16 protein-coding genes and 1 pseudogene are annotated in these 17403 nt (G+C 41.4%); 8 read left to right on the forward strand and 9 right to left on the reverse strand.

The features are described from left to right. Positions 1-25: 25 nt before the first annotated feature. Together V7K84_RS20090 and V7K84_RS20095 are read right to left on the reverse strand one after the other, a co-directional pair. Entirely contained in the window at positions 26-151 is a 126-nt protein-coding gene (locus V7K84_RS20090) for a photosystem II protein Y (protein WP_292747505.1), read from the reverse strand. A 224-nt stretch (positions 152-375) separates the two neighbouring features. After that, the gene (locus V7K84_RS20095; protein WP_334840578.1) at positions 376-903 is read right to left on the reverse strand and encodes a gamma carbonic anhydrase family protein; all 528 of its coding nucleotides are present in this window, start codon (positions 901-903) and stop codon (positions 376-378) included. Positions 904-1145: 242 nt separating this feature from the next. Between V7K84_RS20095 and V7K84_RS20100 the strand changes: the two genes are divergently transcribed. The 5 genes and pseudogenes from V7K84_RS20100 (at position 1146) to map (ending at position 6595) form a co-directional block, all read left to right on the forward strand. Continuing rightward, the gene (locus tag V7K84_RS20100) at positions 1146-1655 is read left to right on the forward strand and encodes a TIGR02652 family protein (protein WP_442939936.1); all 510 of its coding nucleotides are present in this window, start codon (positions 1146-1148) and stop codon (positions 1653-1655) included. 78 nt (positions 1656-1733) lie between these two features. Then, positions 1734-2177: a VOC family protein gene (locus tag V7K84_RS20105; RefSeq protein WP_334840579.1), complete on the forward strand. Its 444-nt coding sequence runs from the start codon at positions 1734-1736 to the stop codon at positions 2175-2177. A 142-nt stretch (positions 2178-2319) separates the two neighbouring features. Then, entirely contained in the window at positions 2320-5199 is a 2880-nt protein-coding gene (locus tag V7K84_RS20110) for a M16 family metallopeptidase (protein ID WP_334840582.1), read from the forward strand. Positions 5200-5303: 104 nt separating this feature from the next. After that, a pseudogene (locus V7K84_RS20115) lies at positions 5304-5642 on the forward strand (copper-binding protein); the annotation flags it as partial. 125 nt (positions 5643-5767) lie between these two features. Further along, positions 5768-6595, forward strand: a complete 828-nt coding sequence (map, locus tag V7K84_RS20120) for a type I methionyl aminopeptidase (RefSeq protein WP_334840584.1) — start codon at positions 5768-5770, stop codon at positions 6593-6595. Positions 6596-6733: 138 nt separating this feature from the next. Here the strand turns inward: map and V7K84_RS20125 are convergent, their stop codons facing one another. Then, positions 6734-8185: a hypothetical protein gene (locus V7K84_RS20125; RefSeq protein WP_334840586.1), complete on the reverse strand. Its 1452-nt coding sequence runs from the start codon at positions 8183-8185 to the stop codon at positions 6734-6736. 208 nt (positions 8186-8393) lie between these two features. Here V7K84_RS20125 and V7K84_RS20130 point away from each other — a divergent pair, with 208 nt between their 5' ends. Together V7K84_RS20130 and V7K84_RS20135 are read left to right on the forward strand one after the other, a co-directional pair. Next, positions 8394-9797 (forward strand): amidase, encoded by a 1404-nt coding sequence (locus V7K84_RS20130; RefSeq protein WP_334840587.1) that lies wholly within the window; start codon positions 8394-8396, stop codon positions 9795-9797. A 2-nt stretch (positions 9798-9799) separates the two neighbouring features. Then, a complete protein-coding gene (locus tag V7K84_RS20135) occupies positions 9800-10498 on the forward strand; it encodes a Crp/Fnr family transcriptional regulator (protein WP_334840588.1) in 699 nt (232 codons plus the stop codon). Between the two features lie 325 nt (positions 10499-10823). On the opposite strand, the gene V7K84_RS20140 is transcribed toward V7K84_RS20135, so the two are convergent. The 3 genes from V7K84_RS20140 to V7K84_RS20150 all read right to left on the reverse strand — a co-directional run bounded on the left by V7K84_RS20140 (position 10824) and on the right by V7K84_RS20150 (position 12995). Beyond that, positions 10824-11363, reverse strand: a complete 540-nt coding sequence (locus V7K84_RS20140; RefSeq protein WP_334840589.1) for a GNAT family N-acetyltransferase — start codon at positions 11361-11363, stop codon at positions 10824-10826. A 171-nt stretch (positions 11364-11534) separates the two neighbouring features. Then, positions 11535-12401 (reverse strand): aldo/keto reductase, encoded by an 867-nt coding sequence (locus V7K84_RS20145; RefSeq protein ID WP_334840590.1) that lies wholly within the window; start codon positions 12399-12401, stop codon positions 11535-11537. 393 nt (positions 12402-12794) lie between these two features. After that, the gene (locus V7K84_RS20150; RefSeq protein ID WP_334840591.1) at positions 12795-12995 is read right to left on the reverse strand and encodes a heavy-metal-associated domain-containing protein; all 201 of its coding nucleotides are present in this window, start codon (positions 12993-12995) and stop codon (positions 12795-12797) included. 901 nt (positions 12996-13896) lie between these two features. Here V7K84_RS20150 and V7K84_RS20155 point away from each other — a divergent pair. After that, positions 13897-14160 (forward strand): DUF3146 family protein, encoded by a 264-nt coding sequence (locus tag V7K84_RS20155; RefSeq protein WP_094347376.1) that lies wholly within the window; start codon positions 13897-13899, stop codon positions 14158-14160. 75 nt (positions 14161-14235) lie between these two features. Here V7K84_RS20155 and V7K84_RS20160 read toward each other — a convergent pair whose 3' ends face one another. The 3 genes from V7K84_RS20160 to ntcA form a co-directional block, all read right to left on the reverse strand. After that, the gene (locus tag V7K84_RS20160; RefSeq protein ID WP_334840592.1) at positions 14236-14691 is read right to left on the reverse strand and encodes a resolvase; all 456 of its coding nucleotides are present in this window, start codon (positions 14689-14691) and stop codon (positions 14236-14238) included. A gap of 130 nt (positions 14692-14821) precedes the next feature. Next, positions 14822-16312, reverse strand: a complete 1491-nt coding sequence (locus V7K84_RS20165; RefSeq protein WP_334840594.1) for a DUF3084 domain-containing protein — start codon at positions 16310-16312, stop codon at positions 14822-14824. Positions 16313-16480: 168 nt separating this feature from the next. Next, positions 16481-17152, reverse strand: coding sequence for a global nitrogen regulator NtcA (ntcA, locus tag V7K84_RS20170; protein WP_292854711.1), 672 nt, complete (start codon positions 17150-17152; stop codon positions 16481-16483). Positions 17153-17403: the final 251 nt, after the last annotated feature.

Below are 17403 nucleotides of genomic sequence, written 5' to 3' on the forward strand. Positions count from 1 at the left end.
CGTGCCCCATACCCGATTAATGAATTTAAGCTTCTCTATCCAAAAAGCCTTGAATTTGTCTTAAAGCCGCAGCGCCAATATTAAACACTGCCCAGCTAGCGGCAATGGCAACTGGTGCTAAAACGATCGCTATACGAAAATCGATATCCATATCTAGAACCCCTCTCTTAAGTAGAAATTAAAGTTTTGTCAACAGCTCTCATTTTTATTTTTAGCTGAAGTGGGCAATTTTTCCAAATATAAATGTAAAGAATGTTTAATTTATGGAGTATTGAGCATTGGTTATTGGGCATAAGAGGCAGAGGTGCAAAGAGGCAGAGAGTAAAAACTGACTGCGACTTCTCCCCTTCTCCCCTGCTCCCCACTTCCTACTCTCTAAGCCTTGCTAAAACCAATATCAGTACCCTTACCAGCATGAACTAAAGCTAACTTTTGGTAACGTTTAGCGTGTTCAATCAGTTCTGCGGCTTCAACATCTGTTACTTGACGTAACACTTTACCAGGAATACCGACAATTAGGGACAAAGGCGGTACATTTTTAGTTACCACTGCGCCAGCACCAATAATGCTACCAGCGCCAACTCGTACCCCGTCTAAAATCACTGCGCCAATGCCAATCAAACTTCCACGCTCAATGTAGGCAGAATGTACTACAGCACGATGCCCGACGGTAACATGATCTTCTAAAATTGTTGGAAAACCAGCATCACCATGTAAAATTGCACCATCCTGAATATTTGTGCATTCGCCAATTTCAATCCGTTCTACATCTCCCCTCACCACTGCTCCATACCAAATGCTCACTCCTGTTGCTATATTTACCGAACCCATAACAACAGCATTGGCTGCAATGAAGGCAGCTTGAGAAAAATCAGGAGATGTCCAGTAAGAAGCGGTAGACACGATAGAATATGAATATGGTACCCAGGAACACTGGAGAAACTCCAACCTTTGAGGCTGGTTGCACAACCAGGATATCACAGCGTCAAGCCTCTACGCTGAGGAAAACACTAGTGAACAATGTTCCTGCCGCAACACCGTGTCTATGCAGCAGCGAGCAAGTAACTCAAAGTGGTTGAACCGAAGTGTATAATCCAACCCACTAGTGCTGGTGAAGACAAAACTATGTTTGTACGCACTTCATGATGAATCCAGGTTTGCAGTACCCGATGTTTGGGCCGGAAATACAGTGTCCCCATTGTCGCCAGACTATTCCGGCGTTGACACTCACAGATACCTATTTGTGTCCGCGTCATGGCGCGTTTGAAGCTAATCCTAAAAATGGAGAGTTAATCCATTTGCAATCGGGGCGTCATTGGCGGAGGTGGAATAATGAATGGTATAGACAACATACTCATCCTGATGGTATCCGCTTTGAAATTCACGAAGCATTAGATAAGCTCTATACCCAAGGTTTTCGAGCAACACGAGTGATTATTGCTCGACGCTATCAGGAATTGATGAGTGGCTATTTAGAACGCAGCACGCCTTGGCGTTCTGGACAACCAGAAGCTACAGCTGCGCGTTTGTACGGTTTACCCGTGGAGTTTAGCCCCGATACTTCAGATGATGCCTGTTGGGAAGTGATTAATTTTGACTTGGAAAAAGAGCCTGGTGTCCCTGTACGCTACCCTTATTTCAGGTTGTTTGAATAATGGTCATTTGTCATTAGTCATTTGTCATTAGTGAATAACAAAGGACAAATGACTAAGGACTAAGGACTAAGGACTGATATGCACCACGCCTCTATTCGGACTGCGAATATTCATCGAGCGATCGCTTTCTACGAACTTTTAGGGTTTACAATCTCAGAACGCTTTACCACAGGCTACACCTTAGCTTGCTGGATGGAAGGATTGGGCGGCAGAATTGAACTGATCCAAATTCCCGAACCAAAACCAGCCCCAGATGCGTTTGCTGATGAGCATTATGTAGGGTATTATCATCTCTCGTTCGATTTAACTGAGATGACACCAGATTTACCTAGCTGGTTGACAAATTTGCAAGAACGTGTATTGCTGGCTGCTGAGAGTCAACCCGAAGGATTAGAACCGTTGAAGGTGCTTTTAGAACCGACACAACAGCAAATCGGCGATCGCATTTACGAAGTAGCTTTCATCGCCGATACCGATGGTTTACCTTTGGAATTCATTCGGATTTTAGCAAAACTCCCATAACTTAGCTTTTTTATTAGCTTTGTTGCTAATATATTGTTTTTCTGTATTGTTACTGAAGTCACAGATTTTTTTGCCAGATTAAAGTGTAGTCACTCACAAAAACAATTATGTAACTTAATTTACAGATAAATCTGCTAAATACATGTACGGATTTGCTAAATTTTATTCTAAATTTTATAAATATCCCTTACCGTTATTACTTTTAAGTTTATGGCTACTAGCTGTTTTTTTGTTGAGCGATCGACCTTCTCATAGCCAACATCCTGTTATATCTACTAACAAAGAAAAATATCAGTCAACCTTGCTAGCAAAAAGAATAATGCCCTCAACACTGACAGAAAATGTCCGCAAGACAGTGCTGGAAAATGGTCTAACTGTCCTGACAAAGGAAGTGCATACTGCGCCAGTGGTGACGGTGCAGGTGTGGTACAAGGTTGGCTCGCGTAACGAAGAACCGGGCGTGAATGGCATTGCCCACCAATTGGAACACATGATGTTTAAAGGTACAAAAAACCGTCCAATTCAATTTGGACGTTTATTTAGTGCTTTAGGTAGTGATTCCAATGCTTTCACCAGCTACGATCAAACTGCATATTACGGTACTGTGGAACGAAACAAGCTGAAAGCGCTCTTGGTGCTGGAAGCAGACAGAATGCGAAATTCCCAGATTGAGCCGGAGCAATTAGCCAGTGAAAAGCGGGTAGTAATTTCGGAGTTGCAAGGTTACGAAAACAGTCCAGAATATCGCCTCAACCGCGCTGTCATGCAAGCGGTGTTTCCCAATCATGCTTATGGGTTGCCTGTAGGTGGCACTAAAGCTGATGTCGAGAAGTTTGAAGTTGAGCAGGTAGAAAAATATTACCGCAATTTTTACAGTCCCGATAATGCTGTCTTAGTGATTGTTGGAGATTTTCAAACTGCAAATACTCTTGAAACAATTAAAGAAGTGTTTGGCAAATTACCGAGGCAGGAAGCAGGAGGCAGGGGGCAGGGGAGCAGGGGGAGCAGAGGAGCAGAGGAGCAGAGGAGCAGAGGGGAAAGTCTTTACTCCTCGTCTCCCATCGTCTTGCGAGAACCGGGAGCAGGGCGGCTATTACAAGTTGTGTATCCGCTACCGGATGCAAATCAACCGGATGTGCCGGCGCTGGATGTGATGGATTACATCTTGACAGAGGGACGGAATTCTAGACTTTATCAGGCATTGGTGGAATCAGGTTTAGCTAGTGAAGTTACAGCATCCGTCACCAGTTTGCGAGAATCTGGCTGGTATGAAGTGTTGGTAACGGCTGGAGCTAAACAAGATTTGAAAAAAATTGACTCAATGTTGAGTAGTGCGATCGCCAATGTAGCAGAAAAAGGTGTGACATCTGAGGAAGTAGAACGAGCCAAAACTCAATTAGCAGCAGATGTAATTTTGAGTAACCGTGATATCACCTCTCAAGCAATGCGATTGGGCACTGATGAGACAACTGTTGGTGATTATCGCTACACAGATCGCTATTTGGCAGCTGTTCGTCTGGTGAAGCCGACGGATGTTGTTGCTGTCATTAACAAATACTTGACAAAAGAAGCGCGGACAGTAGGCTTTTTTGAACCAACCCAGAAGCAGATAACAGAAGTTGCTGACAAACCAGACTCAGCCCAAACTACAGAAAATTTCTCTCCTGGCGTACCCGTGCTTTTTTCTGAGGTGATGAAATACTTACCACCTGTGGATTTGGCTACAGATGCGTTGCTTGCCGTCGAAGACATCGCCCAAGTCTTACCCCAGGAATTTAAATTGACTAACGGATTGCGGATATTACTGTTACCCGATCGCAGTACTCCCACCGTTACCTTGAGCGGTTATATTCAAGCTGGGACAGAATTCGATCCAGAGAACAAAGCTGGATTAGCTGCTTTTGTGGCAGATAATTTGCTAAATGGTACTAAGAGCCAGGATGTTTTAACTATTGCTAAAGTCTTAGGAGAACGAGGGGCAAGTCTAGACTTTCAAACCTACCGCGAAGGCGTGCATATCGAAGGTGATAGTTTAGCAGATGATTTGCCGATACTCCTAGAGATATTAGCAGATGTTGTAAAAAATAGTACCTTCCCAGCCAAAGAGTTAGAACTGCATCGCCAACAAACTTTAACTGATTTGCAACAGGAATTAGATGAGCCATCAGAAGTAGCCAGAAGAGTATTTGTTCAGTCAATTTATCCGAAAAAACACCCCTTACATACCTTTCCCACAGAGGAGAGTTTACAGCAGATTCAGCGCCAGGATGTGATTGATTTCAAAACTAAACATTATCGCCCAGATACAACAGTGCTAGCGCTGGTGGGAGATTTCGATCTAGACAAAGTGCGATCGCTGATTAAAAATAAGTTTGGAGACTGGGAAGTTAGCGGCCAAGCACCCACATTAAAATATCCCCCGGTGGCAATACCGGAGAAAATCGTCAGTGTCAACCCAGTTTTACCAGATAAAGCCCAAGCTGTAACTTATATGGGTTACACAGGCATTAACCGTTACGATCCTCGATTTCATGCAGCTTTTGTACTGAACCAGATTTTAGGAGGCGATACCTTATCTAGTAGACTAGGTGCAGAAGTGCGCGATCGCCAAGGTTTGAGCTATGGAATTTATAGCTCCTTCCAAGCTGGGAAGAATGTAGGGACATTTTTGATAGAAATGCAAACTAGTCCTGAAGATAGCAGTAAAGCGATCGCTAGTACCCGCCAAATTCTACAGCAAATCCATCAACAAGGCGTCACGGCACTGGAAGTCGAAACAGCTAAACGCACCCTCATCAGCAACTACAACGTTTCCCTGGCAAATCCAGAGGAATTAACAGATAGAATTCTGATGAATGAGGTGTATGGACTAGATAAAGTAGAATTGCACTCCTTCACTGATAAAATCCAGAAAGTCACTCTTGCCCAAGTTAATCAGGCGGCTCATGAGTTACTCCACCCAGATCAAATTGTAGTCGTTACTGCTGGGCCATCTGTGTTAGTAGAGAAAAGTATTAGGTAGAGATAAGGCACTGGGCATGGATAATATAAAGAATAGGTAAAGTGGTTTTTCCCGCTACCTATTCATTCTTCCTGCTCATCAGCATTGCCTTTTGAGAATTAGTGATGAAAATTTATAACTGTTTTTACGAAATTGTAATTAAATCCCTTAGTTTCACAATTCCTGGTTGGGTACAAATATTACGGCGTAACTACGTGATATTAACGTTACTCCTCGCTCTAAATTTCATTGCTGCTACTCCAGCAATGGCGGCGAATTTGTCTGGCGATTTCCTCAAGCAACCAGCTACAGAAATTACAATTAACTTGGGTAATACGGCTAATGAACTCAAGTTTGAGCCAAATCATTTGGAATTTGAGGTTGGTAAACGCTATCAACTACAGCTTAATAATCCCAGCCAACTGAAGCACTATTTTACTGCTAAAGATTTTGCCGCCTCAATTCATTACAATTTAAGACCAAACTGTACTAACTCCCATAGTGTTAAATTATAGATATTATTTCTCAATTAATCTAGAGAAAGCATTCATACTTCAGCGTCAAAGCCACCAGTAATTATTAATTTCCCATGAACATTTTCAGTAACTTACTTTCTCAAGCTACTCAACCAGCACCAGCGAAAAAACAGCGCCGAGGAATTGAAATTAAATCGCCGCGTGAAATTGAAATCATGCGGCAATCATCGGCAATTGTCGCAACTGTCCTAAAAGAAATTTCCGAGCTAGTAAAGCCAGGAATGACAACAGCTGATTTGGATGCTTTTGCAGAAAAACGCATCCGCGAAATGGGTGCAACACCAAGTTTTAAAGGATATCACGGTTTTCCAGGTTCTATCTGCTCCAGCATTAATAATGAAGCAGTACATGGCATTCCTAGCCCCAAAAAAGTGATTCGCGTCGGGGATGTATTAAAAGTAGATACAGGTGCTTATTACCAAGGCTTTCATGGTGATTCTTGCATTTCAATTGCTGTCGGTGAAGTGACGCCAGAAGCTACTAAATTAATTCGTGTAGCAGAAGAAGCTTTATATAAAGGCATTGAGCAAGTAAAGGCTGGTGTATACCTGCTTGACTTAGCTGGAGCAATTGAAGATCATGTGAAATCTAACGGCTTTAGTATAGTTGAAGAATTTACTGGACACGGTGTCGGTCGTAACCTGCATGAAGAACCTTCAGTATTCAACTACCGTACTCGTGAGATGCCAAATGTGAAACTCCGGGCAGGGATGACGCTGGCAATTGAGCCAATTTTAAACGCGGGTTCTAGACACACGCGGACATTATCTGACCGTTGGACAGCAGTCACTATGGATAATTCTTTGTCGGCTCAGTTTGAGCATACAGTTTTGGTGACAGAGACTGGTTATGAGATTTTGACTGACCGTTCTAAGCTGTAATTGTCAGTTGTAATTATCTGTTGTTGAGAGAGGTAAAGCGTTGAAAGAGGGCGATTTACCTCTTTACTTTTTTAACGCAATTTGTCAAATATTCAATAACTGCTATATAGTAATCCTATCTAATTTTTCACAAATGATTTAGGACTGCTGATTAGTCGCTGCATAATTAGTTTTGTAAATAGAAAGCATCTCTTTAGCTTCGACAGAGACAGACGTACTCTCTGGAATAGCTTGTAATAAATTAATTGCTTGCTGCCATTTATCTTGTGCTTGCTGCCGACTTAGTTGTGAATGAGGTGAATTTTGAACAAATAAATTAGCTTCTGTTGCTAGCTTGTGGGCTGATTCTAAGTTTCCTACAGCTTTCTTTTCAATTAGCACTCTTTGGCTGATAGATTTATAGTTAATTTGATAGTAAGCTAATTTCTTCTTTGCCCGGTCATAAACTGATGTTTTAGCAGGAATGTTATCTAATAAAATTATTGCCTGATACCATTTAGTTTCTGCTTGTTGCCAGACTTTTAGAGGATGCGGTGGCTTTTGAACTAGAGAAGCAGCCTCCATACCAAGTTTTTGAGCAGATTTAAAGTTGTTGATGGTACTTGTTTCTTGAGTTAAACTTAGATTTTGCTCTCTAATTTTCAAACCAGCAAAAGTTAAGATTAATAAACTTGAACCGATAATCAAAGCTGAACTTACTATTTTTGGTGTTGAAAACTTTGTTAATATTCCTACTTTCTGGCTACTGATTGCTTCTTTACTACTTTCCTCTTCAATCTTTTTCAGGGCTTCTTCTCCCTGTTGAGCTAAAGTATTAGCCTTAATAATTAAAGCAGCAATTTCCTCTTGGAAATAATCACAATCATTGAGAATATTTGTCAATTCTTGAAATTTTCCCTCACTCGATATGATTAATTCGTGGTCATCATCTAACCACTCTAAAGCGAAACCAGATTTACCATAAAAAGCTGAGACACCTAATAAAATATTTAATAAGCTGCGACTATTTTTAATAGTATCAAAAATATAATTTAGTTTTTGCTGTAACTGTAATAGTTGTTTTTGATAATCTCTAATTTTTTCAATTTGATGTCGTAAAATATTAGCTTTACCCAAGGCTAAGTCAATTTTTAAGCCGTCATTAAGTGTTTGAAATTCATTTGATGTACTTAAATTAATAATATTAGAATTTAGTTGATTTACTAATTTAAGATCGCTAAGAATATCAGCGGCTATTGCTTGTAAAAAATAATCCCATTCAATCCAAGCATCAATTTTTAATTGTAAATCAGCCAATGAAATTTTAGTTTCTGAGTTTCCAAACTTTTCTGCGATCGCTGGCTCAACTAATCCCAAATTAGGTATAAATAAAGTAGCTGCGCTCAATCGAGGAATTGTAGCGATCGCAGAATTATTGATACGCTCAAATCTCAATTCATGAGCGATTAATTTTTTAATATTTCGTAGCTGTTCCTGAGCATCATTGATCGGGATAATTTGTTCCACGATCTCATTAGAATCGCCAATAGTCAGTTTTAAATTCTGAATTAGTGTTGGCAATTCACTAACAAGTATTTCTAGGTTAGCCATAAATACCCCTTAGGGATTTGTCGAAAGTTTATGCGGAACAATTAAAATGGCTTGAGTAAGAATACAACCACGCCTATTGCATCTGAGCATCCTAAACAAGTCACAAATCTTAGGAACTATAAAATTTATAGTTCCCGGAAATCCTGCTAAAGTAACAATTTCAGTTTAAAAATCCCAGAGAAAGACAAAATTACCCATTCACTAACCTATGAATGAAGTTGATTTAGCATTTACCCCAGCACTAGAGTTGGCGCAATTAATTCGTCGCCGGGAAATATCACCGCTAGAGTTGGTAGAAATATATTTAGAACGAATTGGGCAATTAAATCCTCAATTAGGAAGTTATTTTACGGTGACGGCAGAATTAGCGATCGCAGATGCCAAAGCCAAAACAGAATTATTAACAACTACCTCAGAACTACCGCCATTTTTTGGCGTGCCGATTTCCATTAAAGACCTCAATGCTGTAGCAGGTGTTACCTGTACTTATGGAAATCCAGCATTACTGAACAATATCCCTAACTATGATGATGGTGTTGTAACGAGAATTAAGCAAGCTGGATTTACTATTCTTGGTAAAACAGCCACTTCCGAATTAGGTTCTTTTCCCTACAGCGAACCTATGGGTTTTCCTCCAGCGAGAAATCCGTGGAATTTAGAATACACCCCTGGCGGTTCCAGTGGTGGCGCGGCGGCGGCGGTAGCAGCTGGACTGTGTGCGATCGCTCAAGGTTCTGATGGCGGTGGTTCAATTCGGGGGCCTGCGGCTTGTTGTGGTTTAGTGGGAATTAAACCATCCAGAGGCAGAGTGAGTAAAGCACCCGTAGGCGAACGCCTCGCTGGAATTGCCGTCAACGGGCCAATCGCCCGGACTGTTGCTGATGCTGCTGCCCTTTTGGATGCCATATCTGGTTACATGACAGGCGATCCTTACTGGTTGCCAGATCCCGAACCATCATTTCTCGCTGCAACTGGGACAAAACTTGGTGCTTTGCGAATTGCTTTTGACACTAGCATTTCTCCATTGGGAGAAGCTGACGCCAACTGTCAGCAAGGTGTCCGCCAAACAGTGCAGTTATTAGAAAAACTCGGCCACCACGTTGAACAGAAATCCCCGGATTTCAGTGCTTTAGTTGAACCATTTCAAATCGTCTGGCAAGCTGGGGTAGCCGCATCGGGACTTCCTGTTGAAGCTTTGCAGCCATTGAATCGCTGGCTATTTGCACGTACAGGTTCCGTTGGAGAATACCTGCAAGCAGTTTCCCAAATGCAGGTAGTGGCACGGCAGATTGTGGCGTTTTTCGATACCGTGGATGTGCTGGTATTGCCAGTTTATCTACATTCACCTATCCGCGTTGGAGAATGGGCTTCGCTGAGTCCAGAAGAGACATTCCAAAATATTATTGAGTGGGTTGCCCCTTGTCCGCCTGCGAATGCAACTGGACAACCTGCGATCGCTATTCCTGTAGGCTTTGATAGTAAGGGTTTACCCATCAGTGTGCAGCTAATTGGTAAACCTGCTGCTGAAGCCACAATCATCAGCCTAGCAGCACAATTAGAAGCGGCTAATCCTTGGATTCATCATCGTCCAGCCTTTGCAATATCAAGCTAATCGTGCAGGCATCCCTAGAACAACTTTCGCAAATTATCGTGTTTGCAGGTTTAGAAACAGCAGAGAAGATCGGTTTGCAACTTTACACTCAGGTACAAGGCTATCGCAAAGGAGAGATTATTCTCCATGAAGGCGATCGCTTACCAGCAAAACTCTATGCTGTTGTCAGTGGATCGATTCAAGTTACCAAAACAGCAACAACGGGGAAAGAAACAATTCTCCGCGCCTTAGCTGCTGGGGAAATTTTTGCGGCTCCTGCTTTGTTAGGAAATGGCATTTCTCCGGCAACTGTCACTGCTGAATCTGATTGTGAAATTCTCACTGTAGAGCGTGATGCTTTATTAAAAGCTATTGGAGAAAATCCTGAAATTGCCTTAAGAATGCTGATGATTTTTAACAGTCGGATTCAGCAATTACATGAAACAGTCCACGGATTAGTTTCTGAAAGAGCGATTGTTCGCCTTGCGAGATTGATTAAATATTTTGCTGTTGAATCTGGAACTGAATCTAGTCCACAAGGCAAGTGTTTAAAAGTCAAATTATCTTATTATCGGATGGCTCGAAGTAGCGGCATTACTTACGAAGAATGCGTGCGATTAATTAAAAGTCTCAAACTAGTAATTGCTTATCGCCGGGGTGGGACGATTACGATCCTTGATGTTGAGAAATTAGATGCGATCGCATCTGGAGATATAGATTAGTCGGGGCGCATAGCTAGCTCATTGGTATCAACTTAACGCTAAACCTGCTTGGAAATTGAGGATAGTATTGGTCATTTGTGCGACCCTCTGAACTTGTCTTATTCTCAATTTCTCAGCAATTTATGATATTGTCTCTGAGAGGATGTTTGAAAAGTCCTGTTGTTCGTAGCAAAAAGTTTTAGATCCCCCTAAATCCCCCGATAAATTGGGGGACTTTAAGAAGTTTTCCCCCCTTTTTAAGGGGGGCTAGGGGGGATCAATAAGTGCCTAAAATTACACCTAACCACTTTTCAAACAACCTCTGAGGTAGCTCATAGAAGCAGTATTACTTTGCTTTCCATTCGCGGTCAAGGATAGCGTAAAGAAAGTTGTCGTACCATCTGCCTTTGATTAACTCTTTTTCCCGCAGATGACCTTCACGACGCATACGAATTTTTTCTAATACCCTTATAGAAGCAACATTCTCTGAAACACACCAAGACCAGATACGATGCATTCTCAATTCTTCAAAGCCAAACTTTAAAATTGCCTGTGCTGCTTCTGTTGCATAACCTTGTCCCCAATATTGAGTATTTAGTTCATAGCCGATATTTGCTTCCCGCATTTCCGAGTCATTTACACGAATACCACAATTACCAATAAGCTGATTTTCTTCCTTAAGGATAATAGCTAACTGAAACTTAGTCCGAGGCTGCTCTTTTTGCTGATTGATAAACATCTGGATAAACTCGCAAACATCGTTCTTTGTGCGTTGTGTCCAGTAGTTATAATGCAAATACAAAGGATCGGATTGATAGGCAAAAACCGCCTGCAAATCTGTCTCTACAAAATCACGCATTAGCAAGCGGTGTGTTTCTAATATCATGTCTTTTTTTATAGACAAGTTCTACCACATCTACGTTAGCCAGTAGAATAATTGGCGTTGCTGAATTCAGGTATGAAAATGATTTGGCATGATTTCAAAATCTTTGTAAAAACGTTACATGGCAACGTCTTAACACCCAGATTCATACATTGAATTAGCAACGCCGAATAATTAAGTTGCTCGATCGATTTTTTGCACTTCTTCGTCAGATAGTTTCACGTTGATAGCATGTGTTGAGTCTTCAATGCTGGAAACCCTGCTAGCACCAGGAATAGGCAAAATAGCGGGCGATTTGGAACGCAACCACGCTAGAACGATATTATACACCGACACGCCTTTTTCTTTAGCTAACTTAGCGATCGCAGAAATATCCTGCAAATCCTGATGGCGACGCCTACCACCAAATGGACTCCAAGGTAAAAAGGTCAATCCTTGCTGTTCGCAATACTTCAACACGCTATCATTTTCTGGCTGTCGTTGCCAAGGACTGTATTGATTCTGCACCGAGACAATATCCACCACATCCCGCGCCCGCTTAATTTGTTCAACGGAAAAGTTAGAAACTCCCACAAACCGGATCAAACCAGCCTCTACTGCTTCTTTAACTGCTGCAAGAGATTCTTCAATAGTGTAATTAGTATCGGGAGAATGATATTGCCATACATCAATGGGTTTAGCACCACCCAACGCCTCAAAACTGGCTCGAATTGTTTGGCGCAAATGTTCTGGGTTGCCGTTGCTTGTCCAGTTGCCATTGGGACGCATCAACCCGCCCTTAGTGGCTACAATCACTTGGCTAACATCGCCTTTGTAATTACTAATTGCTTTGTGAATTAGCTGCTCATTGTGGTGCTTATCGGACTCATCTTTGCAGTAAGAATCGGCAGTGTCAATAAATGTAATACCCAAATCCAAGGCACGATGAATAACTTGGATTGATTCCGATTCAGGAGGGCGATTAGCAATTGACATGAGCATACCACCCAAACCAATCGCACTTACAAAGATACCAGTTTTTCCTAGCTGTTTAGTTTCCATGATTCTAGCTATAGCTTTCTGCTCCAATTATCTATCAGTTAGTTATTCATTAGAAATCCTCCCTAGTACTTAGACTTGAGAATAAGTGAATGTAATTTTTCTTCCTTGCTAGGTGTAAAAATATCACATTATATAGACGATTTACTCTAACTTTTAGTTAATAAGGATGATTAACATGAGATTTAAGATTTAATTTTCTGAAAGTCATGTTTGATTGTGGTCTTGGTGAATTTAATTATTATTGGTGTTTGCCATGATGTCAGAAGAGGAATAGTTGCGATCGAGTAGAGTACTTATTAATATTTACGCCCTGAAAACGGACGTAAATATCATTAAGTAATTTTGCTGGCTAATTTATTTTCTCTAAATTTATTAGAAAATTTAGAAAATAAATTAATAGCCTTCTATAGTATAACCAGCAGATTGAACCATCTGTTTAATTGACTCTTCAGAAGCCGCAGCATCTACAGTTACAGTTTTAGTATCAACATTGACATCTACTTTGGCATCAGATTCCATAGTCAGAATAGATTTAGTTATTTTTTGGGCGCACTCATCACCTTTAATATCTGGAACTTTCAATTGAATTGCCATTACTTACCTCATTACGTAAAATGAAATTTACATTTAACAAATATAATATCGATTTTAAGAGTGAGCGCACATCTTACTTGAGTTAGGGAATTGAGCATCACATAAATAGTAATAAATAATAGTTATATCTAAATCATTATTGACAAATTCTTTAGGCAGCAAAACCAAAATAAAATACCAAACTTTATAAATTTATTTATGAAAATGCACTTAGTACTACTAACTTATAACAAGCCGCTTTTTTAGTTTATTCTGAAGACTCCACCATAGATTCACCCTGTTTTTCTAGGCGTTGCTGTTCGACGTAGTTGTTCTTATAGCACTGCCCGATGGTACAAGGGTCTATGCGTAATTCACGAAACCTTTTTATCTGTAGTTTTTAATTTATTGTATGCTTCAGGTACTTCTACCAACGTTTGGAGTACATATAGATTCAAAAAACAGCTATCTTCCGGCATAAATATACTGTGGGCTTCGCAACAAACACTTTCAGTGACACAATTACGATCAAAGTGGTGGACGCTGCTAATTTGGGTATTGACAATAGAGGCTGCTTCACATTGCCAATGGGAACGATTCCTGAAATGTGCCATTAGTTAAAGTGCGATCGCTAGAAGCAACGAAAAAACTAGCATTTCTCGTTTGATTTATTTTCCAATCTTTATGACGAACTACGATCCTCGAAGTAAAACTCGCTAACGCAACTCTTGGAGACGCTACGCGTAGCTTGCTTACGCTATCGGTGGCACAATTTCAGGATGCTGAAGTCATCTTACTCATAAACACAACCTAGTAAACTACAAATACCCACTTTGTCAGTTTGTCTAATTAAGCTATGTTTGGTAAATAAAGTAAGTAGCCTAAATAATCGGCTGTTATTCCACACTTGACATAAAGCATTGTGAGTGCAAAACGTCTGCCAGAAACCACTGCCCATGTCAGAATTACCCGCCAATCCTGGCAACACGGCTTCCTAGAAGGCGAAGTGAATGCGGGTGAGTTTGAGTGGCATTTCCAGTGGCATTTTCGCCGGGGAGAACTTGCCGTCAAGCCTTCCCAAGGCCGCGCCTTAATCAAAGAACCCCTCGGTCGATTTTTGGAGCAACAAGATTATCAGCTAGAGCCTGGAGGAGACTATGCTTTTACGATTCGGGCGGAACTTTAAAAGTTAGGAGTTAGGAGTTTGGAGTTTGGAGTTTGGAGTTTGGAGTTTGGAGTTTGGAGTTAACGATCTAATTCCTCACTCCTGACTGCTTAGTGTTGATTCCGTGAGGCGATTTAAGTATCTTTCGATTAAGAGGATGGCAACGATGTCATCTATGGGTCTTGGAGGCTGTCTTAGACCCTGTGGCAATAGCTTGATTAGCCCTTTGGGCGGGAACATTTGCCAATAGCGATCGCGTGCTTCTAAGGTTGTGTAGCGCTCATCCACTAAAATAATACTCAACGGTTCTGTCAATTCTTGATATAATCTCTGTCTCCACTGTTTGGCTGTAGTTTGGTCGCCCATGACCATCAAAGAGATCGGAAACCTTTGGCGCAGTGTCTCGATGGTAGCGATCGCCTCTTTTGCTAGCACGACTTGATGATAATACAGTTGCCGATCGAGTCCCATCACCGCTAAACCACACTTATCTCGACCTGGATCAAACCCCAAGATGACTGGTTGCGTTGGTGAAAATTCACGGAAATTCATAATAAATAAAAAATAAAAAATAAAACTTGTTACGCGTAGTGTCTGCTAAATAAAAATGCAGCTACAGCAACTATTTTGACTGCTGTTCAATATGTTTAAATCTTACTAATAACAGCGTGCAAATAATTTTTTAAGTACTAAAAATAATTTTTCCGTTAACTATTGCCACTAATTTTACTCTCAATGGCCCGGCTGTATAAGTATTCTCTGCTGCGATCGCTTTGATCTCCAGGGGTTGATTATACTGTCTTAATTGGCTGACAAAGCGCAGAAAAGTCCCCTCTACTTGCACATTTTCGACAATTCCGGCATTACGGGCACGAAATTGGGAAGCAGAAATCAGTATTTCTAGCCGCTGCTGTAACTGATAAGATGTCATGGTTTTGGAATCAGCAGTAGTCGTGGCTAGCACCGCGCCTCCCGAAAAAACCAGTTGATTCTGGGCTGTATCCGCGAAAAATTCTATCTGCTTTTCTCCCCTGACGTAATTACCAGCAGAGAAAATTCGCACGACGTATTCTTTACCATCCTCAATCTGCTTGCTTAATTGGTCAACTCTATCCTGGGTTACGCGCAGTAGCTCTACATTTGCCGGATTTGCACCAGGTTCGCTTAATTCGAGGTTGGCATTGCGATTGGCTTCTTGTAAAAGTTGTCCCACTGCCTGACGAGCAGCAGCAGGTTGGGTAACACGAATTACAGCCGCGGACAGAACTTGACCGCGAACTAAGGCTAGCTTACCCAGACGCAGGTCGCGGTAGGACTGATAATATTTTTCCAGCCTGGCAACTTCCTGTTCTAGTTGCTCCTGTTGTGCTTCCAACTCTTTGAGGCGAGATTCCCGCTTGGCAATCACTTGCTCTCGTGCTGCAACTTCTACATTACGTTTTTGAATTAGTTGATCCAGTTGGGAAATTTTTTGATCGCGCTGTTCTATAGCTTCTTGACGGTTAGCAAGTTCGCGATCGCGTTTTTCAATTGCTGTTTTGGCTTCGTCAATGGCTTTTTTCGCTTCCGCATACAGTCTTTGACGTTCTGTTTTCAGTAGTTCAACTGCCGCCTGTAGTTCCTTTCTCTGATTGTAAACACTTTGCAATTCAGCTATGGCTTTTTGATATTGAGTTACAACCCGATCTAGCTGACCTTGAGTACGTTGGAGTTGAGTTTGGGTTTGGGCTTGTTGACTAATGGTGCGGTTTAACTGAGCTTGTGTTTGCCTCTGTTTGGCATTTGCCGCCTGCAAGGATTGATTAATTGCCTGCAAGTCCTGTTGTGCCTTTGCTTGGGCAATTCTTGCTTGGTTTAGCTCACCTTCTACCTGACTTTTCTGAGTTTCTGCGGTTTTTAGCTGTTCCCGCTTCTGTCTGAGGTCTGTTTGAATATCTTCTAACTCAAAGACTCCTTTTCGCAAGCCTTCGTCGGCAGCGAATAAAATCCCTAAAGTTGATGCTGAAATTAAACCACCAGTAAAAATTGTTACTAGTACGGCAGTGTTTTTCGGACGAAGATTAAAAAGTGAGAGGCGGGCTTTGCCAACTCGTGTGCCGATGCGATCGCCCACGGTGGCAATTACGCCTCCCAGAATCAAAATTGCTGCGATGAGGATGTATCCGGTGGTCATCTTTAGCTACCGAAATCCTTCCTGATACAGCCTACTACTTTTAAGCATTGTCTGGAAAGAAGTGGAAATTGGCAATAGCTGAAATTATTCAATTTTAGATTTACCTCTAGCTATTAGTGTCATTTTTCAAAATAGAACACGCGCCGATTCCCCTTTCTCCAATTGTTTTTATGTGAACTGCCTACTTAAGGTAACAGGTTTATGCACAGTAATCTTCTTTTTGTGGATGGAAATCATCTTTTTCTCACGCAAATCTCCCAGTAGCCTAGTAACGGTAACACGAGTTGAACCAATTGCCTCTGCGATCGCTTGATGAGATAATTTCAAATCAATTGTGATCCCATCTGCGCAAGGAACGCCAAAATCCCGACAAAGAATTAACAAAAAACTCACCAACCTAGAACCCATATCTCGGTGGGCGAGAGTTTCAATCATCATCTCTGTTTGTAAAATTCGCGAAGACAGACCTCGCAGCATTAACATTGATAATTCTGGATTTTCCTTGAGTGCTACCTCGACCTGTTCAATTGGTGCCGACAGTAATTCCACAGGAGTAAATGCAACCGCATGGTAAAACCGATCCGACTTATTTCCTGTCAGCAATGACAATACACCAAAAACACTATTTTCCCGCAGCAACGCTACCGTTATTTCCTCTCCTGCCTCGTACACCCTGGAAAGTTTAACAGCACCTTTCAAAAGAAAATAAACTCGTTCGGCAGGATCGCCAGGAAAAAAGATCGTTTTATTGCGTTCAAACGTTTCCACAACTGGCGGAAACGCCCCGGTCGCCATCTGACGAAAAACATTTGCTAGGGCTTTATCTTGTGTCACGATCATCTCCCTTCCCCTACCCAATGCCGGAAAAACAAAAACTGATTACCTAAGAATACACCCGAAAAATGAATAAAGCACCGTCAACCTTTCTGTACTTTCCTATACTCAAACTCATCTCTTCATAACTCTTTGTTTATAATGATACATAATTGTTGATCCTTTCAGCTAGTAATTGTTGATAAGTAGTTCCAATAGCTATATTCAAAAGGTTTTTTGAAGAGCAAATAAAGATATCTTGAGAATATCTTTATAAA

It is taken from the genome of Nostoc sp. (assembly GCF_036917315.1).
Lineage (GTDB): Bacteria > Cyanobacteriota > Cyanobacteriia > Cyanobacteriales > Nostocaceae > Nostoc.

Bases quoted from the DNA above. Each gene is read 5' to 3' on its own strand.
- V7K84_RS20125 (WP_334840586.1), bottom strand. From the start codon at position 8,185: ATGGCTAACCTAGAAATACTTGTTAGTGAATTGCCAACACTAATTCAG.
- V7K84_RS20105 (WP_334840579.1), top strand. From the start codon at position 1,734: ATGCACCACGCCTCTATTCGGACTGCGAATATTCATCGAGCGATCGCT.
- V7K84_RS20110 (WP_334840582.1), top strand. From the start codon at position 2,320: ATGTACGGATTTGCTAAATTTTATTCTAAATTTTATAAATATCCCTTA.
- V7K84_RS20150 (WP_334840591.1), bottom strand. From the start codon at position 12,995: ATGGCAATTCAATTGAAAGTTCCAGATATTAAAGGTGATGAGTGCGCC.
- map (WP_334840584.1), top strand. From the start codon at position 5,768: ATGAACATTTTCAGTAACTTACTTTCTCAAGCTACTCAACCAGCACCA.
- V7K84_RS20145 (WP_334840590.1), bottom strand. From the start codon at position 12,401: ATGGAAACTAAACAGCTAGGAAAAACTGGTATCTTTGTAAGTGCGATT.
- V7K84_RS20130 (WP_334840587.1), top strand. From the start codon at position 8,394: ATGAATGAAGTTGATTTAGCATTTACCCCAGCACTAGAGTTGGCGCAA.
- V7K84_RS20140 (WP_334840589.1), bottom strand. From the start codon at position 11,363: ATGATATTAGAAACACACCGCTTGCTAATGCGTGATTTTGTAGAGACA.
- V7K84_RS20160 (WP_334840592.1), bottom strand. From the start codon at position 14,691: ATGAATTTCCGTGAATTTTCACCAACGCAACCAGTCATCTTGGGGTTT.
- V7K84_RS20165 (WP_334840594.1), bottom strand. From the start codon at position 16,312: ATGACCACCGGATACATCCTCATCGCAGCAATTTTGATTCTGGGAGGC.
- V7K84_RS20100 (WP_442939936.1), top strand. From the start codon at position 1,146: ATGAATCCAGGTTTGCAGTACCCGATGTTTGGGCCGGAAATACAGTGT.
- ntcA (WP_292854711.1), bottom strand. From the start codon at position 17,152: ATGATCGTGACACAAGATAAAGCCCTAGCAAATGTTTTTCGTCAGATG.
- V7K84_RS20090 (WP_292747505.1), bottom strand. From the start codon at position 151: ATGGATATCGATTTTCGTATAGCGATCGTTTTAGCACCAGTTGCCATT.